Source organism: Brevundimonas sp. NPDC090276, assembly GCF_044772165.1.
GTDB lineage: Bacteria > Pseudomonadota > Alphaproteobacteria > Caulobacterales > Caulobacteraceae > Brevundimonas.
Window position 1 is genome coordinate 868,185 of record NZ_JBIVYK010000002.1, and the last position, 19,763, is coordinate 887,947.

22 protein-coding genes are annotated in these 19,763 nt (G+C 67.6%); 2 read left to right on the forward strand and 20 right to left on the reverse strand.

The features are described from left to right. Positions 1 to 29: 29 nt before the first annotated feature. Positions 30 to 395: a hypothetical protein gene (locus ACIQTU_RS10015; RefSeq protein WP_400546062.1), complete on the reverse strand. Its 366-nt coding sequence runs from the start codon at positions 393 to 395 to the stop codon at positions 30 to 32. 96 nt (positions 396 to 491) lie between these two features. Next, positions 492 to 1,277 (reverse strand): hypothetical protein, encoded by a 786-nt coding sequence (locus ACIQTU_RS10020; RefSeq protein ID WP_400546065.1) that lies wholly within the window; start codon positions 1,275 to 1,277, stop codon positions 492 to 494. A 584-nt stretch (positions 1,278 to 1,861) separates the two neighbouring features. Between ACIQTU_RS10020 and ACIQTU_RS10025 the strand changes: the two genes are divergently transcribed. Then, positions 1,862 to 2,122 (forward strand): hypothetical protein, encoded by a 261-nt coding sequence (locus tag ACIQTU_RS10025; protein WP_400546068.1) that lies wholly within the window; start codon positions 1,862 to 1,864, stop codon positions 2,120 to 2,122. 41 nt (positions 2,123 to 2,163) lie between these two features. On the opposite strand, the gene ACIQTU_RS10030 is transcribed toward ACIQTU_RS10025, so the two are convergent. The 13 genes from ACIQTU_RS10030 to ACIQTU_RS10090 all read right to left on the reverse strand — a co-directional run bounded on the left by ACIQTU_RS10030 (position 2,164) and on the right by ACIQTU_RS10090 (position 15,176). Beyond that, a complete protein-coding gene (locus ACIQTU_RS10030; protein WP_400546071.1) occupies positions 2,164 to 3,957 on the reverse strand; it encodes an ABC transporter ATP-binding protein in 1,794 nt (597 codons plus the stop codon). A gap of 302 nt (positions 3,958 to 4,259) precedes the next feature. Next, the gene (locus tag ACIQTU_RS10035) at positions 4,260 to 5,399 is read right to left on the reverse strand and encodes a hypothetical protein (RefSeq protein WP_400546074.1); all 1,140 of its coding nucleotides are present in this window, start codon (positions 5,397 to 5,399) and stop codon (positions 4,260 to 4,262) included. 218 nt (positions 5,400 to 5,617) lie between these two features. Beyond that, complete coding sequence (locus ACIQTU_RS10040) at positions 5,618 to 6,013, reverse strand: helix-turn-helix transcriptional regulator (RefSeq protein ID WP_400546077.1); 396 nt, start codon at positions 6,011 to 6,013, stop codon at positions 5,618 to 5,620. Positions 6,014 to 6,272: 259 nt separating this feature from the next. Then, entirely contained in the window at positions 6,273 to 6,878 is a 606-nt protein-coding gene (locus ACIQTU_RS10045) for a lytic transglycosylase domain-containing protein (RefSeq protein WP_400546080.1), read from the reverse strand. Further along, complete coding sequence (locus ACIQTU_RS10050; protein ID WP_400546083.1) at positions 6,872 to 7,378, reverse strand: S26 family signal peptidase; 507 nt, start codon at positions 7,376 to 7,378, stop codon at positions 6,872 to 6,874. The genes ACIQTU_RS10045 and ACIQTU_RS10050 overlap by 7 nt, the downstream gene beginning before the upstream one ends. Then, positions 7,375 to 8,523, reverse strand: coding sequence for a TrbI/VirB10 family protein (locus tag ACIQTU_RS10055; protein ID WP_400546086.1), 1,149 nt, complete (start codon positions 8,521 to 8,523; stop codon positions 7,375 to 7,377). Before ACIQTU_RS10055 ends, ACIQTU_RS10050 begins: the two co-directional genes overlap by 4 nt. Next, positions 8,520 to 9,395: a TrbG/VirB9 family P-type conjugative transfer protein gene (locus tag ACIQTU_RS10060; protein WP_400546089.1), complete on the reverse strand. Its 876-nt coding sequence runs from the start codon at positions 9,393 to 9,395 to the stop codon at positions 8,520 to 8,522. Before ACIQTU_RS10060 ends, ACIQTU_RS10055 begins: the two co-directional genes overlap by 4 nt. Then, complete coding sequence (gene trbF, locus ACIQTU_RS10065) at positions 9,374 to 10,057, reverse strand: conjugal transfer protein TrbF (RefSeq protein WP_400546092.1); 684 nt, start codon at positions 10,055 to 10,057, stop codon at positions 9,374 to 9,376. The genes ACIQTU_RS10060 and trbF overlap by 22 nt, the downstream gene beginning before the upstream one ends. 1 nt (position 10,058) lies before the next feature. Next, positions 10,059 to 11,441 (reverse strand): type IV secretion system protein, encoded by a 1,383-nt coding sequence (locus tag ACIQTU_RS10070; protein WP_400546095.1) that lies wholly within the window; start codon positions 11,439 to 11,441, stop codon positions 10,059 to 10,061. A gap of 11 nt (positions 11,442 to 11,452) precedes the next feature. Continuing rightward, on the reverse strand, positions 11,453 to 12,196 hold the full coding sequence (locus ACIQTU_RS10075) for a conjugal transfer protein TrbJ (RefSeq protein WP_400546098.1): 744 nt from the start codon (positions 12,194 to 12,196) through the stop codon (positions 11,453 to 11,455). Continuing rightward, positions 12,147 to 14,570: a conjugal transfer protein TrbE gene (gene trbE / locus ACIQTU_RS10080; RefSeq protein ID WP_400546101.1), complete on the reverse strand. Its 2,424-nt coding sequence runs from the start codon at positions 14,568 to 14,570 to the stop codon at positions 12,147 to 12,149. The genes ACIQTU_RS10075 and trbE overlap by 50 nt, the downstream gene beginning before the upstream one ends. Positions 14,571 to 14,577: 7 nt before the next feature. Continuing rightward, positions 14,578 to 14,856, reverse strand: a complete 279-nt coding sequence (locus tag ACIQTU_RS10085) for a VirB3 family type IV secretion system protein (protein WP_400546104.1) — start codon at positions 14,854 to 14,856, stop codon at positions 14,578 to 14,580. Further along, positions 14,856 to 15,176, reverse strand: coding sequence for a TrbC/VirB2 family protein (locus tag ACIQTU_RS10090; protein WP_400546107.1), 321 nt, complete (start codon positions 15,174 to 15,176; stop codon positions 14,856 to 14,858). The genes ACIQTU_RS10085 and ACIQTU_RS10090 overlap by 1 nt, the downstream gene beginning before the upstream one ends. 365 nt (positions 15,177 to 15,541) lie before the next feature. Here ACIQTU_RS10090 and ACIQTU_RS10095 point away from each other — a divergent pair, with 365 nt between their 5' ends. After that, positions 15,542 to 15,913, forward strand: coding sequence for a helix-turn-helix domain-containing protein (locus tag ACIQTU_RS10095; protein WP_400546110.1), 372 nt, complete (start codon positions 15,542 to 15,544; stop codon positions 15,911 to 15,913). Between the two features lie 21 nt (positions 15,914 to 15,934). Here the strand turns inward: ACIQTU_RS10095 and ACIQTU_RS10100 are convergent, their stop codons facing one another. From ACIQTU_RS10100 to ACIQTU_RS10120, 5 genes are read right to left on the reverse strand one after another with little or no spacing between them, the layout of a single operon-like run. Next, positions 15,935 to 16,579, reverse strand: coding sequence for an ATPase, T2SS/T4P/T4SS family (locus tag ACIQTU_RS10100; protein WP_400547104.1), 645 nt, complete (start codon positions 16,577 to 16,579; stop codon positions 15,935 to 15,937). Then, entirely contained in the window at positions 16,489 to 16,827 is a 339-nt protein-coding gene (locus ACIQTU_RS10105; protein ID WP_400546113.1) for a hypothetical protein, read from the reverse strand. Before ACIQTU_RS10105 ends, ACIQTU_RS10100 begins: the two co-directional genes overlap by 91 nt. Then, positions 16,824 to 17,276, reverse strand: coding sequence for a hypothetical protein (locus ACIQTU_RS10110; RefSeq protein ID WP_400546116.1), 453 nt, complete (start codon positions 17,274 to 17,276; stop codon positions 16,824 to 16,826). Before ACIQTU_RS10110 ends, ACIQTU_RS10105 begins: the two co-directional genes overlap by 4 nt. Beyond that, positions 17,273 to 19,141: a type IV secretory system conjugative DNA transfer family protein gene (locus ACIQTU_RS10115; RefSeq protein WP_400546119.1), complete on the reverse strand. Its 1,869-nt coding sequence runs from the start codon at positions 19,139 to 19,141 to the stop codon at positions 17,273 to 17,275. The genes ACIQTU_RS10110 and ACIQTU_RS10115 overlap by 4 nt, the downstream gene beginning before the upstream one ends. Further along, positions 19,138 to 19,761 carry a hypothetical protein gene (locus ACIQTU_RS10120; protein ID WP_400546122.1) on the reverse strand — a complete coding sequence of 208 codons (624 nt, stop codon included), beginning with the start codon at positions 19,759 to 19,761 and terminating at the stop codon, positions 19,138 to 19,140. The genes ACIQTU_RS10115 and ACIQTU_RS10120 overlap by 4 nt, the downstream gene beginning before the upstream one ends. Positions 19,762 to 19,763 lie beyond the last annotated feature (2 nt).

A 19,763-nucleotide genomic window follows, 5' to 3' on the forward strand; every position in this document is an offset into this window, starting at 1 on the left:
CACGGGACGCGGCGGCGCTCCTTTGACCTCTAGTAGAGGCCCGCCAGGTCTTCAGCAGGCTCTTTTTGGGTCTGATTGGGCGCACGGATCGTCTGCGGAATGCTCACATTGCCGCCATAGCCGCCGCTCGAACCCGCGCCGCCGCCGGAACCGCCGCCGCCCGGCGAGGAAGGGCCGGTCGTGACCGTGACGGTCGAGGTAGTGGTCGTGGAGCTCCAGTTCACCCCGATCGTGCCGCCCGTGACCTGGCCGCCCGGACCGAAGTTGCCGGTCCCGGTGACGCCGGTCGTGGTGGAGTTCGAATTGGTCGTGGTCGTGGTCGTGGTGCCACCGGTTTGAGTGGCCTGAGTGCCGCCGATAACGAGGCTCAGTTCCGACTTTTCAAGAATTCGCATTCAGGTGTCCTGCTACAATTTTTGGATGAGCTGCAGCGCTACGAGACCACCTTGACGATACGAATCCATCAACGTCAAGTTGATAAAATCCGTTAATCACAGCTCTTCATCGATGGCTTGATTTCGATAGTGGAGGGCCGCACCATGTGCGTTCTCAGCCAAAATCTCGCGATCCCGTGCATCGGCGGGACTCCAGAAATCGACGACCTGGAGTTGCGGGACATGCCTCGCAAGATAGGCGGGGTCGACGACCGCAAAGTCATTGGGGCCGAAGGCCGCGACATCTGTGTGGAAATCCTTGAGCGAGTACCATCCGCCACCCACGTCATGATCAATGGCGAACTGCTTGTGTGAGGCGACGATCCCCACGACGATGTCACGCATTTTCGCTCGACCTTCAGCAACGAGCGCTTCGGAGACATCGGGAAACGCCTGACGCTGCTGGCGTTCCACTTCGTCCTGGATCAGCTTGATGAAGGCCTCGCCCTCCTCGGGAGCGCCATGGAGCCCCACAATCGAGTATGGCTCGACTTCAAGAGACCTTGCAGCCGGGACGAGATAATTGGCGCAGGCGGAAAAGCAGACGCCGCGCACAATGAGCGCGTAGTTTCTAGCCGTAACCATACGAGCCGCCTGGATGGCTAAGGCAGCGTCGCCCCCGTTGGACGTGATCCGCAACTTGCGTGTTTGCGACGGCGCAGATTGCAGACACTCGACCAGACTGGAATCGGTGCTGCCGACGAACACCAAGGCGTCTTCTTCCTGAAAACACATTGGAACACCGGATCTGATTTGATCAACGGATGCCTTGGCCCGCGCCCCAGGGTCAGCGTCCGGCGAGGAAGCGTAAATCGACACAGCAGCGACGAACTGGATAATCATTCTGGAACACCAAAAACGCCAGCTCGACAAAGGTCGTCGAGCTGGCTTCTGACTTCAGTATAGACCCGCCAAGTCGTCGGCCAATTCCGACTGATCGACGGTCCGAGAGGTCGGTTTATTGATTTCGACGACCGGCATGTTGGGAATACCGCCCCCGCCACCTGCGCCTCCGCCTCCGCCTCCGCCCGTCGAGCCGCTCGGCGCAGAGGGGGAGCCGCCGGAACTGTGACTATACGAAAGGCGGATGCCCGTTGCGTTGCCATTGGCGCCAAAGGTCACGCCGACACCAAAAGACGTCGTCGACGAAGACCCTGTCGTCGTGGTCGTGCCGCCGCCCGTACTGGTCGTCTGACCTCCGGACGTCGGGCCGGAAGACTGCCCTCCGACCACTTTTAGAATTTCGTCAGCCTGGAGGCTGCGCATGTTGGATGCTCCATGCAAATCAAGTGACATGTAGCGCTGCCCCGCCAAGCTATTTGGTGGAAACAGGAAGTCAACCTAAAGGGGTGAATTTCATCCACTGATGGTGGCCGTTTTGCTCGCCATGAATCGACGAGAGACCCAACCAAGTCTACGACGTCTGGATGTCCAAGTACGAGCCCCTGACCCGCTACCTCCGACGACAGCCGGCGGACACGGTGGACCTGACCTTCAGGGAGTTCGAGAATCTGCTCAAGGCCATGCTCCCTCGCGGCGCGGCGGAACCCAAATGGTGGGCGGACGAAGCGACCCCGAGTATCCGCTATCAGCAGCGCCTGAGTTGGCTGAACGCCGGCTTCGAGGCCGCGCTCATCCAAGGCAAGGAGCGGGTCCGTTTCCATCGCGCGGAGACGAATTCGGACTAACAGCCATCCTGGATGGCCCTCCACAGGACTTCGCCTCCGCCCTACCCCGTGATCTCCGGCTCCGTACCCGCCTGCCGCTCGAACAGCCGACGATACTGGCCGTCAGGAGAGGTAAGCAGGTCCTCATGCGATCCATCCTCGACGATCTTCCCGTTCGCAAAGAGCAGGATGCGGTCTAGGGCCCTTACCGTTGACAGCCGGTGGGCGATGACAAGGGCTGTCCGGCCGACCAGCAGCCGCTCCATGGCCTGCTGAATGGCGGCCTCGCTCTCCGAGTCCAGGCTCGACGTCGCCTCATCCAGGATCAGGATCGGCGCATCCGCCAGGAAGGCGCGCGCGATCGCGACCCTCTGACGTTCTCCGCCTGACAGCTTGACGCCTCGCTCCCCGACCAGGGTGTGGTAGCCCTTGGGCAGGCGCGCGATGAAGTCATGGGCGTTGGCGAGGCGCGCCGCCTGTTCGATCTCCACCGCCGTGGCGCCGGGTCGGCCGTAGCCGATATTGTCGGCGATCGACCGGTGAAACAGCACCGGTTCCTGCGGCACGATCGCCACCTGGCTGCGCAACGACGCCTGCGTCGCCCCGGCCACGTCTTGGCCGTCGATCTGCACCTGGCCTTGGGTCACATCATAGAGCCGCTGGATCAGCTTGACGAAGCTGGTCTTGCCCGATCCAGAGCGCCCGACCAGACCCACGCGCTGGCCAGCCGGCACGGTCACGTCCAGATGTTCGAACAGGGCCCTGTCCTGGCCGGCGTAGCGGAAGGTCACGTCCGCAAAACGGATCTCGCCCGCCTCCACCCGCATCGGAACCGCGCCGGCCGCGTCGGCGACGCCCAAGGCTTCGCCATGAAGCTGAACCAGTTCCTCCATCTCGTTGACCGAGCGCTGGAGCTGGTGGATGTGCATGCCGATGTCGCGCAAGTAGCCGTTGAGCACCAGATAGCTGGTGATGACATAGGCCATGTCGCCGGCGCCGGCCTGGCCGCGCATCCATAGCCACAGCGCCACGCCGGTCACCGCCAGACGGATGGACCACAGCAGCGCGCTCTGCGCCGTCCCCGCCCAGGTGAAGGCCATCCAGGTCCGTCGCGTCCGCTTGCGCCACTTGCCTAGGGTCTTCGCCAGAAGCGCTTCCTCGCGCGCCTCCCCGCCGAAGGCCTTGACCACGGCGTTGGCCCCGATGGCGTCGGCCAGCACCCCGCCCACCTTGGTGTCCCACTGATTGGACAGGCGGGCGATGGGCGCCAGAACCCGGGTCGCAAGACTGACGGTCAGGACGATATAAGCGACCGCGCCCAGCCCCATGACCAGGCCTAGGACCGGCCAGCGCAACGCCATCAGGATCACGGTTCCCGTCAGCACGGTCAGCGACGGCAGCATGGACAGGAGCAGCACGTCGTTCAGCGTGTCCAGCGCCCACATGCCGCGCGTGATCCGCCGCACCGTCGAGCCCGAAAAGGCGTTGGCGTGCCAGTCGGTCGACAGACGCTGGACCCGCGCGAAGCCTTCCTGTGTCACGGCCCGCATCATGTTCAGGGTCAGGGGCGTGATCGCCCACCAGCCGAGATGGCGCAGCACCACCATGGCGCTGCCCAGAACCGCGATGAAGCCGAAGGCCCGCCAGGCCCCTGCGACATCGCCCGCCCCCACGGCGTCGATGATCCGCCCCGCGAACAGGGGCGTGAAGACCTCGGTCAGGGTCGCCAGCAACATGGTCGCCGCACAGGCCAAGGCCAGGACGGGCGATCTCGCCCACAGGCGGAAGGTGAAGCCCAGCACCTTGCGCAGGACAGAGACGCGCGGCGGCGCGTCCGTTTCATCTTGGTCGGTCATGAATGGTCACCGCGCAGCAGGCGCGGTCCTCGTGTCAGGCGAAGGTCGGCTCGGCTCCCCGAGGAACCGCGAAAGGCGTCAGCGGCCGCTGCGGCCGCCAGACATTGGGAAACCTCGAACGGGCATGGTCTCGTCAATCATCACGCCCTCCTTCCCTTGGCCAGTCAGACGGCTTTGCCGTTAGCAGGTCTGCGCTTTCGGGACAACTTTCGCGCGACCTCGGGCGCTATCGGATCAAACCTATCTACCCGTGCTTTCGAGTTGAGGACGCAGCAACAGGCGAGAACCACCGCACAGCATCTTCAAGGCGAGCCAAAGACATCCTCCCGCTTCAGGACCCTGATATCGTCGTCGCCATGCAGACGCCCCCCGTCCGACGCCTCCCCGCCTTGTTTCAAACGTTCCTTGAAAGCCTCCAGGGCGCAGCCTTCGGTCGACTGCTCGGCAGCAGCGTCTGTTCCCTTGGGAAGCCAGATGATCCGCGTGTCGCCTGCTGCAAACACCAAACAGGCCAAGCGGGAACGATCCTCCTTGTTCAAGCCGGCTGGCCGATAGATCATGGGAGCTCCGCCTCCGAGATTGGCGGCCCTCAGGGCGATGCCGACCAGCGCGCGATCGCCGACCGACGCGAGCATCGGCGTCCCGACCACGAGTACGACGAGCGCCGCCGCTTTCCAGTGGCGCAAGGTCATCAGACCATAGGCGAGCACCAGCAACGCCAGCGCCCATGCAAAGGCTGTGTTCGCGGACACTCCGTGCTCCAAACCGGCTTGCACGGCTTTCCGTACTGGCGAAGCAAGAACCCCCACCCAGAGCAGCAGGATCAGGTTGGCGCTGAAGACAAGACCGACATCCAGAGCGAAAGAAGCCCATCGACGTATTCCGCCCTTCTCGTTCCGTGTTCGGCTCCACGACCATACGAGGCTGGCCACGCCGCCGATCGCCAGGCTCCACCCGAACCCCGACGGGTTAATACCAGGCACGGTCGCTACGAAAATCAACCAGCCGAAGCCCACCAGGGCGCCCGCGTGAGCGATGAGAAAGCGCCTAGGATCAGACGGTTGAACGCGAAATGGCGCACCAAAGCCCCCCTCATCGCGCGTGTCCAGCAAGGTTGCCATGAACACCGGGGCGCCTACGAAGAGTAGGAAAACGACTGTCACAGTCGTCATCGAGAGCAGGATGAGAGGGATATAGTCGAGCGACTGGCCGAACGACAAAGGGCCTGGCTGGCCGAACGCCGCCAGATACCTGCCCATCAAGAGGTTGCCGACCACGTATGCAATCGGAGATGCCAGCGCCAAGACCTTCAGCAGGGTCTCGCTGACCTTCGACGCCACCTCCAGGACGGCGTTGAACCGTCTGCCTGCACTGGAATTGGGTCGCCGACGGTCGGGCTTGCGAAGAACACGGCCGTGGCCGCGAATGTAAACATTAGACATGCCCCGTGGCATGTAAGCTTCGCCGTAAAGATTTCGTGCCCGCCGTGGCCACCAGGGCCTTTGTCAGTCGATATGACCGAGTTCAACGGTTCAGGACGACGGTCCGACCCGTTCGGCGAGAACCACGCCGGACCGTCTGCCGCCAACGAGGTCGGTCGCCGACGACGCTCCCTGCTTAAGGCAAAGCTTGTTCAGCGCAAGTCGCCCCATATCGTGCTTCAGAAGCCGAAATCCGTCTGCTCAGGCGAGACGTAGCGGCGTCGCCGTCTCGACGGGGTCTTCACCGACACGGGCACGGCCTCCGGTTCGGGCATGACGGACTTCGACTCGGGCGGCCGGGACGGCGCCTCGACAACCCTCCTATAAGCTGGCCTCAAGGGCTTCCGCACCGTTTCGCCACGCGCCCTTGCCGCCTTCCAGGCGGTGAGTTCGCTCTCCCACCAGGCCACCCGGCCCGGGGATACGGGAATCGGCGAAGGGAAGGCCCCGCTCTGCTGCAGACGCCAGGCGGTGGACCGGCTGATGCCGGCGATGTCCTCCACCCGCCGCCAGGGCAGAAGGCGATCTTCGGTTCCTCCCGCAGGCGCGCTTTCCGTGTTCGACGTCCAGGTCATCGCCGCCGCGCCTTGGCCGCCGCTGGAGCCCCGGTTCGCACCTCGGTGATCTGGGCGAGCGCCCATTCCCGCAACAGCCTACGAGGATAATAGGGCTTCGAACGGACATGCCTGCACGGCGGGCCGTTTGATCCTGCGGACCACAACCGCGCCAGGGTGGCGGGTTTCAGGCGAACCCCCAGGGTCGCCAAGAAGGCTGAAGCTTCGGCCCGGGTCAGCAAGACCTCCGCCTCAGCTTCCCTACCCTCGTTCAAGGCGGTCATTTAGCGCCTCCCGCGGAACGACACTCCCGCACCGAGGTCACCCGCCGTCCGGCCGTCAGGGCCAGGTAACAGTCGATCACGGCTGATACGTAGGCCTCAGTCTCAGGAATGGGCGGCACACGCCCCAGGCGCGCAACCCGCGCCGGTCCCGCATTATAGGCGGCCAAAGCCAGCCTCACGTCCTGAAATCTGACCAGCTGGCGCGCCAGATAGTCAGCACCTCCTCTTAGGTTTTCAACAGGTTCGAAGCGATCTTTTACACCCAACTCCAGGGCGGTGGCCGGCATGAGCTGGGTCAGACCTCCGGCTCCCGCGTGCGACCGCGCCTCCGGCCGATAGCCGCTTTCCGCAATCACCAGGGCGTGCAGCAGCCGGGCGTCCACCCCATGCAAGGCGGCGGCCGCCTCGACCTCGACCTGGAAGGGTTGATCCATCGCGGCGGGACGAGCCGGACCTTCCGCCTGCTTCGCAACCTCGAGCGCTTCGACCCGACCGAACAAGTCTCCGCCGGCGCGATCCCAGTCGACGACCTGTGCCGAGACCGGCCCTCCCGCCGTCAGCATCCCCGCCAACATCACCGCATCGATCGCTCGCCTCACCATGACGCCGCCTCCCGGTAGACGCCCCGGATGAGGCTCCGATCGACCGGACCGAAATACCGGCTGTCGAAACTGTTCGGCGTGTCGCCCAGCAGGAAGACCTCGTGTGGCTCCAGCCGACGGCATCCTCGCCAGAACGACAGACCCACGCCGTTGCGATCCGCACGAGACACTATCACACGCCCCATCGGGGTCTCGACGTGATCGCCCTTTCGACAAACCCGGTCCCCGCTGACCGCCGCCACCCTTTTGAGCAGCAACTGATCGTCCGACGCGCCGAGACTGGCGAGATAGGGCCGGGCGGAGGCGGGCGGCGGCGTCGCCACAGTCGCTCCCCGAGCCGGCGCGCCAGAAATACGGACATAGAGGCCGCGCGGCAGGCTCGGGCTTTCATTGACCAAAGCCCAGGCCGGACTGCGGCCGGACATTAGGGCGAGGCAGCCGAGCGCGAACAGGGTCACGCTCAGGGTCGACCAGCGGTTTCCGTTATCCAGAGGGCTCATGGCTGATAGGGCTCCAGTATGAGATCGCGGGTAATGAGGACGCCGACCTGCGCGCCCGGCTCCAAGCGGATCGAGGGACGAACGGCCAGCTCGCGATCGACGAGACGACCGCCGACCTGGGCGGCCTGGATGGCCGCAGCATTGCCTGCGTCCCCGAAAAAGCTTCCGCCGGCGCCTCGATCCCGATCCCGAGCCGCCTGCCCCAATGTGGTGACGGCTCCGGCGAAGACGGTCCCGATCGCTAGGGGCAGAAGACGGCGGTCCACCCGTCCTGCGACGCCGACCCCGCCCTGCGCGTCCACGCCGGGTTCGTCCGCCAGCACCAGACTCTTCCCGTTGGGCAGAAGCAGCCGTTCCCAAGCCAGATAGGCGCGGCTGTCGCCATGACGGCTCTCGCCCTCCGAGCGGCCGAGCAGACGCGCGCCCTGGGGGATGAGCAGGTGACGGCCGCTCACCGTGTCGAAGACATCCCGGGTCACCACGGCCACGACCGGCCCCGTGCGAGCTGTATCGACCGCCGTGAGCAGGACGGCCGGGGCCAGGACGCCAGCCTTGACCTCAAAGGGCGAGCGCGGCGCCATCAGGCGATTGAGGTTGTAGATCTCCGGACCAGAGACCTGCTCTAGCGGCGGGGCGATTTCAGCTCTGCGGTTTCCACCCGCAAGCCTCTCGTCCTGCCCCTCGAAAAAGAGCGGGGAACGGATCGCCATGTCACGCGCGTCCGGCGAAGACGACCTCGCAACGGGCGTGCTGTAGGTCGGCGAAGACGGCCTCGGCCTGGGCGCGGCCCGAGCGTCTTCAATCTCCCCAACCTCCATGACGACCGCCTCCTCTCCGCCGATGCGAGGCGGCGGTAGGCGGTCGTAGGCCGCGGGTTGGTCGGTCACCAGGGCGCTCGGCCGCACGGCGGCCCGCCCTTCGTCGCGCGCTTCGCGTCCCGCCTCATCCATTGCACGCGCCCGGAGCTCCGGCTGGACCACGAAGGCCCAGGTCAGGGCGCCCGCGACAAGGGCCGCCCCGCCCATGGCCAGACCCCGCACGACGGAGCCGCGCAGACGCACGACCGCTGGACGCGCCGCCCGCGCCTCCAGCGACGGCGTCGGCCGCTTGGCCGGACGGTGCTCAGGCTCTACAGGACCGATCATGAACCCGCCCCTTGCAACCGACGTATCCCGACGACCTGCGGCCGGCGCGCGCCCAATCTGAGTTCGGCGCGCTCGAGCAAGCGATCCACGACATAGGTCCGTCCGACCTGACGCCAGGCGATCAGCCGCCGCTCGCCGTCCGTGCCCAACTCGAATAAGGCCGGCGCCTCGCCCAGCGCGAGGTCGGCGCCGAACTCCACCACGGTCCTTTGTCCGTCGTCATGGACAGCGACCGGGGTCCAGCGCGGCGCTCGGCCGCGTGGCTCGATCAGATATCGACCGGACGGCGCCGGCGCGGCCTCTGCCGGATCGGCCATGCCCGAAGAGGGCTCATCCTCCACGATCCAGCTGACGGCCACGTCAAAATTCGCTGCATCCACGCTTGTGAGATCAATGAGATAGAGGCGTTTGCTTGTCGTCAGAACGAGGTTTGTCGCCAAGCCGCGTTCCAGAGGCTTCAACAGCACCACTGCGCGTTCCGCCTCGCCCGCGCCGGATCGCGCCTCGCCGATCTTCCAGCGGACCGTGTCTCCCGCCGCCCGCGTCAGAAGCGTTTCGCCCGGCGGCAAGGCCAGGACTGTCACCCGCAAGGGCGCCGCCCTGACGGGGAAGATCCGCCCCGGCGCCCAGGCCAGCCGCCGCTCGCCTTCTTCAACGCGCTGCCCGGGTGCGGTCTCCAGATAGGGCCGCTCAGTCGAGCTCCGAGCAATCGTGACCACATCCGGCGCAGCGACGATCTGCGGGGGCGCGGTCGGCTCTGTCGCGAACAGGATCTCGCGCTCGGCTGGGGCCAAGGCGGCGCAGCCGCCCAGACCGGCACACAGGCCGAGGCTCGCGGCGAACAGGGGGATCAGGCGGCGTCGGGGGTCCATGATACGTCCTCGATCTTCAATCCAAGGGGATTCTTCATCAGCTCGGCCTCGGTTTTCGGCGACTGAAGCGTGGTGGTGATCAGGGCCCGCCAGCGCTGGGCGCCGAGCGACTGGCCGTTGAGGAAGCGGGTCTCGCGCCACTGCAGGTCGAAGCTGCGTTCCGAACGGCGCACCACATTGAGCACCTCGACGACGACCGCCTCCTCCCCGACGCGGGCGAAGGGGTCGTGGGCCTGGGCCCAGGCGTTGAGAAAACTCGCCGTCCGTGGTGTGGCTAGATCATAGGCGCGCAACCAGTTCTGGCGGATCACAACGGGATCGGTCGACTTGGAGCGCACGTCCTTGATCCAGGACGACAGGGCATGTCCGATCTGGACTTCGCTGGGCTCGTAACGACCGTCGAGCGCCGTGATCCTCTGGGTCTCACCCCAGTCGGACACCTCGACCACGAAGGGCCTCATCACAGCCCGGTCGGCCTGAGCCCACCAGCCCCCGCCGAGGAAGACAGCGAGGCCGAGATTGGCCAGGGCCATGCGCCGCCAGTTTCGCGCATGGGCCAGGGACAGCCCCATGCGCTCGTCCCAGACCTGGCCGGCCTTTTGATAGGGCGTGGCCACCGGCGCGGACGGCAGAACCCGTTTCGGGCGGAAGAAGGGATGCATGTCAGTCCTCCGTTCTCAGGCGCGGGGAAAGGGTCCCGCTGGTCTCGCCGGCGGGCAGCAGGCCGCGCCCGGCGTTAGCGATGAAGAAGGCGCGCAGGGCCGCCCGCCGCCCGGAGACCTTGCGCTCGCCGCCTGGCTCATCGGTTTGCGCAGCGGCGCGATGGAAGGCTGCTTCAGCCGATCGGCGATCCCGGGCCATGGCGGCGTCGGAGCGTTTCGGCGACGGAGCCTCGCCTGACGTCCCCTGCCCTTCGCTCGACGGGGACCAGGCGACGGCGGGTTCCTCGACCAGCTGAAGAGAGGGCCTCTTGCTGGACGGCGGCTGAGACGAAGCTCCGCCGTCCTGCCCTGATCCCGTATCGGGCGCCCGCCCGGGCCCCGGCCCGCTCCCCGAGGACGGTTGAGGCGGCGGCGCGGCGGGAGGCGGGCTTCGACCGCCGCCCGCGCCGGCGGCAGCGCGCGTCGGTCCCGCCATGCGGGCCGCTCCGCCGGAAGCGATCGCCCCAGCCCCGACCAGGCCCGCCCCTGCCAGCAGGCTCGCGCCGCCGACCGCCAGGCCGCCCGCCGCCAGGGTCCCGGCGCCCAGGGCCGGGCCGCCCGTGACCAAAGCCGAGGCGAGATTGGGAATGAAGACGGCCAACATGGCCAGGAGGATGGCCGCGACTAGTATGGCCAGGGCCTCGTAGATGTCCGGATTGGCCGTGGGCTGGAGTTGATCGAAGACCGACTGGGCCCCGGAGACGACGATGGCTAGGGCCAGGACCTTGAGACCGGCCGAGACCACATAGCCCAGGGGTCTTTCAGCCAGGAAGGCGGACTTCGACCATATGCCGAACGGCAGGAGGACGAAGCCGCCCAGGGTGACGATCTTGAACTCCAGCAGGGCGACGATGATCTGCAGGGCCAGGACGGCGAAGGCCAGCATGATCCCGATCATGGCCAGGCTAAGGATCAGGGCGTCGACCAGGTTGCCGACGACGTCGAAAGGATTTTCGACCGGCGCCGGGGTCTCGCCGAGCGCTTTCACGATGGACCATCCCTGGGCCAGGATGGCCCCTGGATTGAGGAAGTCCTCGCGAGCCAGCCCGCCCCCGCCCGCCGTCAGGCCCAGCTCGATGAAACCGGCGTAGAGGGTCTCCGACAACCGCTGCCAGTCGTTGATCAGCCAGGCGAAGAAGCCGATCAGCAGGACCTTGCCGAAACCGGCCGCCAGCAGGTCCCGATTAGGCGACAGGGCCCACTGGATCCCCGTCAGCGCCACCACCAAGGCGATCATCAGGCCGAAGACGCCGTTCACCGGCCCCTGCAGGCTGGCGAACCCGGCCGAGACCGTGTTCGAAAAGACAACCATCAGTTCGTTAGGGGTCTCTACGCCCGGGGCCATGACCGCTCTCCTCAGTCCGTCCGGCGCGGCAGGGGATCAAAACGCGGCGCGGCCGGAGCCGACGCCGCCCTTCCCCAACGCTGGCGGCGGGCTGCGTCACCGGCCTCACGTCCAGCGGCCTCCCTGGCCCCGGTTTCAGCCTGGAGGCGGGACTGGGCCAGGATCATGACCCTCAGGGCGGAGAGATCCTCAGCCAGAACCGCCAGCATCTGGTTGGAAGACTGGACGGCGGCGGTCTGGCCTGTCGCGCTCTCGCTGGCGGACAGGGCCCCGGCGAGCCGTCGCTCCCGCCCCTGCCCCAGACGTTCCAGCTCCGCGGCGATCCGGGCTAGGTCAGCGGCCGTGCGCCGGGCCATGTCCCGACGGCCTCGATCCTGTTCCAGGAGCCGTTCGAGGTCGGCTCGGCCGAGATCCTCCGGATAGAGGTCGGCGAACTGTCGTTCGAGATCGGCGAGCGAGGCGGCCAGACCGCGTGCGGTCCGCGCCAGCTCGGCCATCTCCGCTATCGAGGCCTGGCTTTCCACCAGATGGCTGTAGGGCGAAGCCGCCAGGCTGCGCGCTTCATTGGCTAGACTCTCCAGCTGTCGCGCCGCCTGGAGGGCGTTCTCGAGATGGTTCTTCGGATCGAAGACCACATGCTGGGCGGACACTCCGGAGACCGGCGCCCCCGCCATGACCAGACCCAGGGCCGCCGCCAAGCCGAACCTATTCGGCTGCGAGCGGCGCCGCGAAGGCGTCGAGAACAGACTCCACATGTCGCACTCCCTTGCTGCTGAGAAAATCGCGGAGGAAGCCGGCCTGACCCGAACGGGCGAGCACGGCGTCGATCAGTGTCTGGTCTTCGGGAGAGCCCGCGCCGCACAGGGCGAGACCGGCGCCCGAAAGGGACAGGTCGAAGAGCCGCCTGCCATGGGGCTGGCGCCAATAGTAGGACCGCTTCGGCGCGGCGAAGGCGATCAGCTCCCTTTGCCGGCGGTTGAGGCCGAAGGCCCGGTAGAGTTCCGCCGAGGCCGGCTCCAGGGCCCGGGGATTGGGCAGGAAGACCTGGGTCGGACAGTTCTCGATCAGGCTGGCCGCAATCGTCGAAGCGGCCACGTCCTCCAGGCTCTGGCTGGCGAAGACCACGGCGACCCGCTTCTTGCGCAGGGTCTTGAGCCATTCGCGGATCCGCGCGGCGAACAGGGTGTCGTCGAGAAAGAGCCAGGCCTCGTCGAGGATCAGCAGGACCGGTCGACCGTCAAAGCCCTGCTCAATTTGACGGAACAGGGCCGACAGGACCGGCGCCAGGGCCGAGGGCGCCGCCATCAGGCTTTCCATCTCATAGACCTCGAAACGGCTGGTCGTCTCCACAGGATCGGCCCCGTCCAGCAGGGCCCCATGCGGTCCCTTCAGGGTCAGGGGCTCCAGGGCCGCGACGGCGGCCCGGTGCTGCAGCAGGGCGCAGAAGACGGTCAGGGTTCTCTGGACGGCGGGCGCTTCGGCCAGGGCGCCCAGCGCGCTCCAGATCGCCTCGCGCACCTCCGGAACAGGCTCCAGACCGGCCTGTCTCACGGCCTCGGCCAGCCAGTCGGCGGCCCAGGCCCGCTCCGCCGCCTCGTCGATCCGCGCCAGGGGCTGAAGCGCCAGTCCCGACCCCGGCTCAAGCGCGCGCCAGCGACCGCCCGCCGCCAGGGCGGCGGCCCGGATCGAACGCCCCTTGTCGAAACAGACCACCCGCGCGCCCGGGTAGCGGAACCACTGCAGGGCGAGGAAGGCGAGCAGGACGCTCTTTCCGGACCCGGTCGGTCCTACGACCATGGCGTGGCCGACGTCACCGACGTGCAGGGACATGCGAAAGGGCGAGGTCCCCGCCGTCCGCGCCGTGGCCAGCGGCGGCCCCTGGAGCGCCTCGTCCCGCGCCGGTCCGGCCCAGAGGGCGGAGACCGGCAGGAGGTCGGCCAGGTTGAGGGTGGAGACCAGGGGTCTGCGCACGTCGGCGTAGGGCTCGCCAGGCAGGGAGCCCAGCCAGGCCTCGACCGCATTGAGGTCCTCGACGCGCGCCACCAGGCCCTGTGCGTTGAGCGCCGCCTCCACCGCCCGCGCCCGTGCATCCGCTGCTTTAGGATCGGCGTCCGTCAGGGTGACCGTCGCCGTGAAATAGCCGAAGGCGCAGACATCGGCGCCCAGGACGGCCAGGGCGCCGTCGCACTCCTCGGTCTTTCCCGCCGCGTCGGTGTCGAGCAGCGGCGTCTCCTCCCTCGTCACCGCCTCGCGCAACAGGACGCCGACGCCCTTGCGCCGGGCGAACCAGCGCTTGCGCAGCCGCATGATCTCCCGCTCGGCCTCGGTCTTGTCGAGCGCGATCCAGCGCGTGGTCCAGCGGCAGGGAAACGGCAGGGCGCCGAGGGCGTCCAGCAGACCGGGCCGGGTGACGGACGGCAGGCCCCGGACCGAGACCATGCGCAGATGCGCCTCGCCGAGCCGGGGCGCGACCCCGCCGGTCAGGGCGGCGTCGCCCAGGAAGGCGTCGAGGAAGACAGGCGTCTCGGGCGGCGTCACCCCATGGGCCGAGGTGGAGACGCAGGCGTGCAGCCAGGTCAGCAGGTCCGCATCCCCGAGACGCGTCATCTCCGGCAGGGCGCCGGCCAGAAGATCCTCCAGGGCCCCGGCTTCGTGCTCGAATGCGGCCAGGGACAGGCGCCAGTCGCGATCGGCCGCGGCCAGACCGTCGAAGAGCCAGCGCTCCAGCCGGCGGGTCGTCTCTCCGGGCGGCAGCCAGGTCAGGGCCAGACGGAAGTCGGTCTCGAAGGCCGGTTCCGCCGTCTCGAAGCCGTGCCGCCGCTCTTCGTCCACCAGCCAGGCGGCGGCGAGGTCGAAGCCGCTGTGCGGATAGGGTTCGGCAGGCCGCCGCAGCGCCTCGACATGAAGACACCAGCCCGAGCCCAGACGTTTCAGGGCGTTGTTGAGCCGGGCGCGGACCGCCATCAAGTCCGCCTCTCCGGAAGACTCCAGATCCGGCCCGCGGAAGCGGAAGCCGGCGAGGAAGGAGCCGTCCTTGTTCAGGATCACGCCGGGCGCCACGAGGGCCGCCCAGGGCAGATGATCGGCCAGGACGGCGGGCCGTCGGCGATGTTCGTCGAGAAAGCGCATGTCCGCCTCACGCATCCATATGGCCGGGCAGCGCCAGATGGCGGCGCAGGACATCGAAGAAACGCCGGTCGGACCGGGCCGCCCACAGGCCGACGGCGTGGGCGACCGCCCACCAGGCCAGGCCCAGCCACCAGAGACGCAAGGCCAGGCCCAGCACCATGGCGATCGTGCCCATGGCGACGGCGTACTCCCGGGGCATGCCGGCCATCAGAACGGGCTCGGTCAGGGCCGTCGTCAGCGGCAGGTCCCAGCCCTCGGGTCGCCGATCTTCAGCAAGATCGGCCATCAGGCGATCTCCAGCCCGCCGGCGAAGCCGAAGAAGTCGAGGAAGAAGGTCGAGGCGGCGAAGGCGATGCAGAGGCCGAAGAGGATGCTCAGAGCCCGTCTCATGGAGGAGCCGTTCTCGCTCATGGCCACGCCGGCGCCGAAGACCACCACGGCCACCACGGCGGCCGCCTGGACAACGGGTCCGGTGATTGACTGCACCGCCTGCTGCAACGGGCCTTCCCAGGGCATGCCCGATCCGCCCGCCAGGGCAGGACCGGCTATCGCCAGTCCTGCCAGAACCCCGCCGGCCAACCGCTGGGCCGCCTTGCACCGCCTCATCGTCCTGCTCCGCGTTTCACGGCGCTTCAGGAGGCCGCGACTCATTGCAAGCGCGACAACAACGGGTTCGTCAACAATATTTTGTATTTATTTTCAATGACTTATATTAAAGTTTGAATCAAGTTTTTCAAACGTCTCCGGCGGGTCGCCGCAAGTCGCGGTTCAGTCCCGCCCAGCCTCGCCAGACCCGGTTTCCAGATAAAAGCCAGCGCCCGTACCGGCGTGATCATCGCGTCTTCGCCGCATTCTCCGGTTCGATGCAGACGACCGCCTTGGGACCCGGGACGGACCCGGTCAGGGCCAAAGACCTCTGTTCCCACGATCAGGCGCTCGCCAAGCCGGGTCCGGCCTTGTAAACCGCGCCCATGCCGGAAGCTCCCAACCCCATAGATATTCAGGTCGGCGCCCGAGTGCGCGCCCATCGCGAGGCCGCCGGCCTGTCGCAACACGAGCTGTCCCGTCTCATCGACATCAGCTTCCAGCAGATCCAGAAGTACGAGCGCGGCCAGAACCGCATCTCCGCCTCAAGGCTCCTGCAGATCGCGGAACAGCTGGGCGTCAGCGGCGCTGTCCTCCTCGGCGAGACCGCTGGCCCTAACGCCGACCACCCGGCGACCCTGTTGAAAACCCCCGGCGCGCTTGAGCTTCTCACCGCCTATAAGGGCATCCGCAGCGCCGCCCACCGGCAAGGGCTTGTGGCCATGGCCAAGGCGCTCGACGCCGGCAAGTCCGACTGATCCGGAAACCGGGGCGCCGGCCTAGGCCAGAGGTTCGTAGGCCCGCCCGCCTGTTGCTCCCAGCAGCGCCGCCAGCCGACGCCCGCCCTCGCCTCGAGAGATGTAGGCGATCACATCCACCGCCTGGAGGATGGACCGCCGAACCGACCGCGCCGACACCTCGGCCGTCAGATCCTCGAGCCGCGCCACCGTCTCCGCCGCAGAATTGGCATGGACGGTCGACAGCCCTCCTGGATGGCCTGTGTTCCAAGCTTTCAGGGTTTCAAGCGCCGCAGCGCCGTCTCTCATCTCGCCGACCACGATCCGATCCGGCCGCATCCTCAGGGCGTCGCGCACCAGGTCCGCCACGCCAATCCTGACCGGGGCGCGCCGCGTCAGGACGGAGACCTGGTCCCAGGCCGCGCACTGCAGTTCCGGCGTGTCCTCTATGAGAAAGACCCGGTCGCGCGCAAAAGCGGGCTCGGCAAGAACCGCATTCGCGAGCGTCGTCTTGCCTGATCCCGTGCCGCCCGAAATCAGAATGTTGCGGCGCTCAACCACGGCGCGTCGCATCGCCGCCGCCTGGGCCGGCGTCATCACGCCCTGCCCGACATAGTCGTCCAGGGTCCAGACGACGGCGGGGCGCTTGCGGATAGAATAGGCCGGCGCCGCGGCGACCGGCGGCAGAAAGCCCTGAAAGCGCTCGCCCGTGACCGGCAGAACCCCGGCCAGTCGCGGATCCGCTCCCGCGCCTCGAACGACAGGATCACCCCGGTGTCGGCGCGCCCGCTTCCCAGTCGGTCAAGCACCAGGCGTCCATCCGGGTTGGCGAGAATCTCCACCACATCGGGCGTCTGCAGCGCTTCCAGCACGGCCGGGCCCAGGGCATGCCGCAAGGCCTCAAGCCTGCGTTCGCCGACGACCGGATGGGTCACGCGCCGATCTTCCCAAAGACCGGATCCTCGGGCGGCCGTCGCGTTCCGACGTCTCCCCTGGCCGATCCCGCCACGATCCGCGCCGCCGTGGCGTCCAGCAGGCGCTCGATGCGGCGGTCGACGGCGGCCTGAACCGTGGCGTCCTGGTCGGTGAAGGCGTCCGGCATGCGCAGGAAGAAGGCCCGCGCAACCTCGATCAGCAGTTCCTGGAGGATCTGCATGTCCCGCGCCGTCGACCGCATATGGCCGCGCAGGGCCTGTTCAAGGACCAGCATGCGGTCTTCGGGATCGGCGCGAGGATTGCCCGCCAAGCCTCGCGCTATGGCGCGGGCCGCCGCCTGGCTGAGCGGCAGGCGGGCCGCCCGCGCCTCCCGGTTTAAACCCGTCACCACCTTCTGGTCGGTCAGATAGACCTGCACCCGGCAGGCCGTGGTTCTTCCCCGGCTCATGACTGTCGCCCCTGCAGTTGATCAAGCGCGGCCTGCTGCGCCGCCATTTCCTCGGCGACGCGACCGTAGATCTCGCCAGCCCGAGCCGCGGCTTTTCGGTCGTCGATGGCCGCCGTCACCTCCTTGAACAGGGGCAGGCTTACGCCCTCGTCCCGCCCCAGGGCGCGACGCCCCGCCCAGGGGTGCGGTAGATGCGGCGGGACATCGGGTCCGGCCGCCTGGTCCGGCGCCGGGATCCGCGCCCGTCGTCTGAAGGGTGCGCGGCGATCGTAGAGCAACTTGCGCGTCCGTAGCGGTTTGCGGCCTGCCGCGAACACCAGCTGTTCGTCATCGTCCAGGGCGCGCACTTCTCCCGGCTCCATCAGGGGTCGCTCGACCTCATTGCGGGAGACGGCGCTGCGTCCGCCGCCGAGCCATCCAGGCCCGCTGCGTCCCCTCCGCCATTCGGTCGTCGAGCCGGTCAGCTTCGACACCTTGTCCTGGGTCAGGGGATCAAGGGCCGCAAAGGCCGTATAGACATGACAATTGTCGAGGATGGTGTTGTTCGGCCCATAGGTCTCCACGATGTCGTTGAGGGACTGGGCCACGAACATGGGCTTGATCCCGTAGCCGCTCATCAGCCGCATCGCCTTCTCGAAGAAGGCCAGTCGTCCCAGCAGGGGAAACTCGTCCATAAGCATCAACAACCGAAACCGCTTCTTCCGACCCGCCGCGTCGCTCTTCTCCTCGGCGGTCAGGGCCTGGGCTGCAGCCTGGAACAACAGGCGCACCAGAGGCCTCAGGGACACGGCGTCGGCCGGCGCCGCCTGGACATAGAGGGAGACGGGCGCCTCGGCGCACATCAGGTCGCCCATGGAGAAGTCCGAAGCCGACAGACAGCGCTCGACGTCTTCTCCGGCCAGCCATTTGAGATAGGACCGGGCCGTGCCCTGCACCGAGGTGCGAAACCGATCGTGCATGGCGGCGTAGCCTGTCACCGCCGTCCGGATGAAGGGATGGGTCTCAGGCTCGCCATTCGATCCCCGCCGATGCAGGGTCTTGAGCATGACGTCTGCTGCAGCGTCGAGATCCGCCAGCAGCTCGCGCGCCTTCAGCAGGGTCTTGGCCTCGTCCTCGGCCGTATAGAGGACATGAAGGACGACCGCCTCCAGGATTTCGGAGGCCGCCTTGTCCCATATGGCCTCGTCGTCGCGCGTTCCCCCGGGATCTGAGAGAACATCCACAAGCCTCTGAACCTGCGCGAGTTCGTTCGGTCCTGGCCGGATTTCCGCCAGGGGGTTCCACCGCGCCGAAGCGGGATGACGCGGCGCCAGGAAGAGGACGTGGGAAAAGCCCGAACGCCAGCCCGCCGTCAGGCTCCAGAGCTCGCCCTTGGGATCATGGACCAGGGCGCTGTGGCTCCAGGACAGGAGGGTCGGAACCACATGCCCCCTGCCCTTGCCGCTGCGCGTCCCTCCCGTCACCAGGCTGGGTCTCAGGTCCGTAGTCGCCAGAAGCCGGCCGCCCATCAGGCCGATCACGGCGCCGGCCGGCTCCAGCAGTCCGGCGCGACGGGCCTCCGCGAGATCGCCCCATCCGCGACGCCGCCGGTTCGACTGCCTGTCGATCAGGACGCCGAGCCCCAGGCCGCCGAGGGATCCGAGCAGGATGAGCGCCCCGCTCCTGCCGATCGCCTCGCGCGCCTCGGAAGCGAAGGTCCGCCGCCAGACCAGGACGGACCAGGGCGGATAGAGAACGAGTTCCGACCCGATGCGCCAGCCGGATCCCAGCAGGGGGGACCAGGCATAGGTCCAGGCGAAGACCTGGGTCGCGACGCTCAGGCCGATCAGTCCGCCGGCCGCGAGCCCGATAAGCCGTCCCTTCACGATGCGCCTTCCGCCCCATCCGGAGGCGGCGTGCCCGCCTCCAGCACCAGCAGGGGCGCCGAGTCCATCCGGCGATGATGATAGATGGAAAGGGCGGACCACAGCCCCTCCACGTCGCCGTCCTCGAACCGCGCCGAAAGGCCTTCGGCCTCCGCCGCCACATCCTCGAACACCCTTGCCTCGGCGACGGCGAAGCGCGCCAGTCGGGCCGAAACCCTGCGATAGGCGTCCAGAACAGCTGTGCTCCCGCCGCTCTCCACCAGCCGTTCCAGCCGCGTCCGCAAGACAGCGGGCGCCCCCGCATCGACTTCCGGCGGCGTGGACGGAAAGACCTCCACCGTCTCCAGGCTCAGTCTCAGGCAATGGAGCCGGAAGGCCAGGGCGTCCCTCAGCCCCGCCGCATCCATGGACACGCTGACATAGCCGCCCAGCGGCGCACGCTCGACCAGTCCCGCCCCCGCCATCCAGGCCAGGGCCTCGCGCACCGGCGTGACCGACACCCGAAGCCGCCTGGCCTCATCGACAATCACGACGGGCTGGCCGGCGCCGAAGGCGCCCTGCTCGGCTCTCAACCTCAGGCTGTCGAGCGCCTGAAGAAAGGGGTCGCGACTTCTGGTCAAGG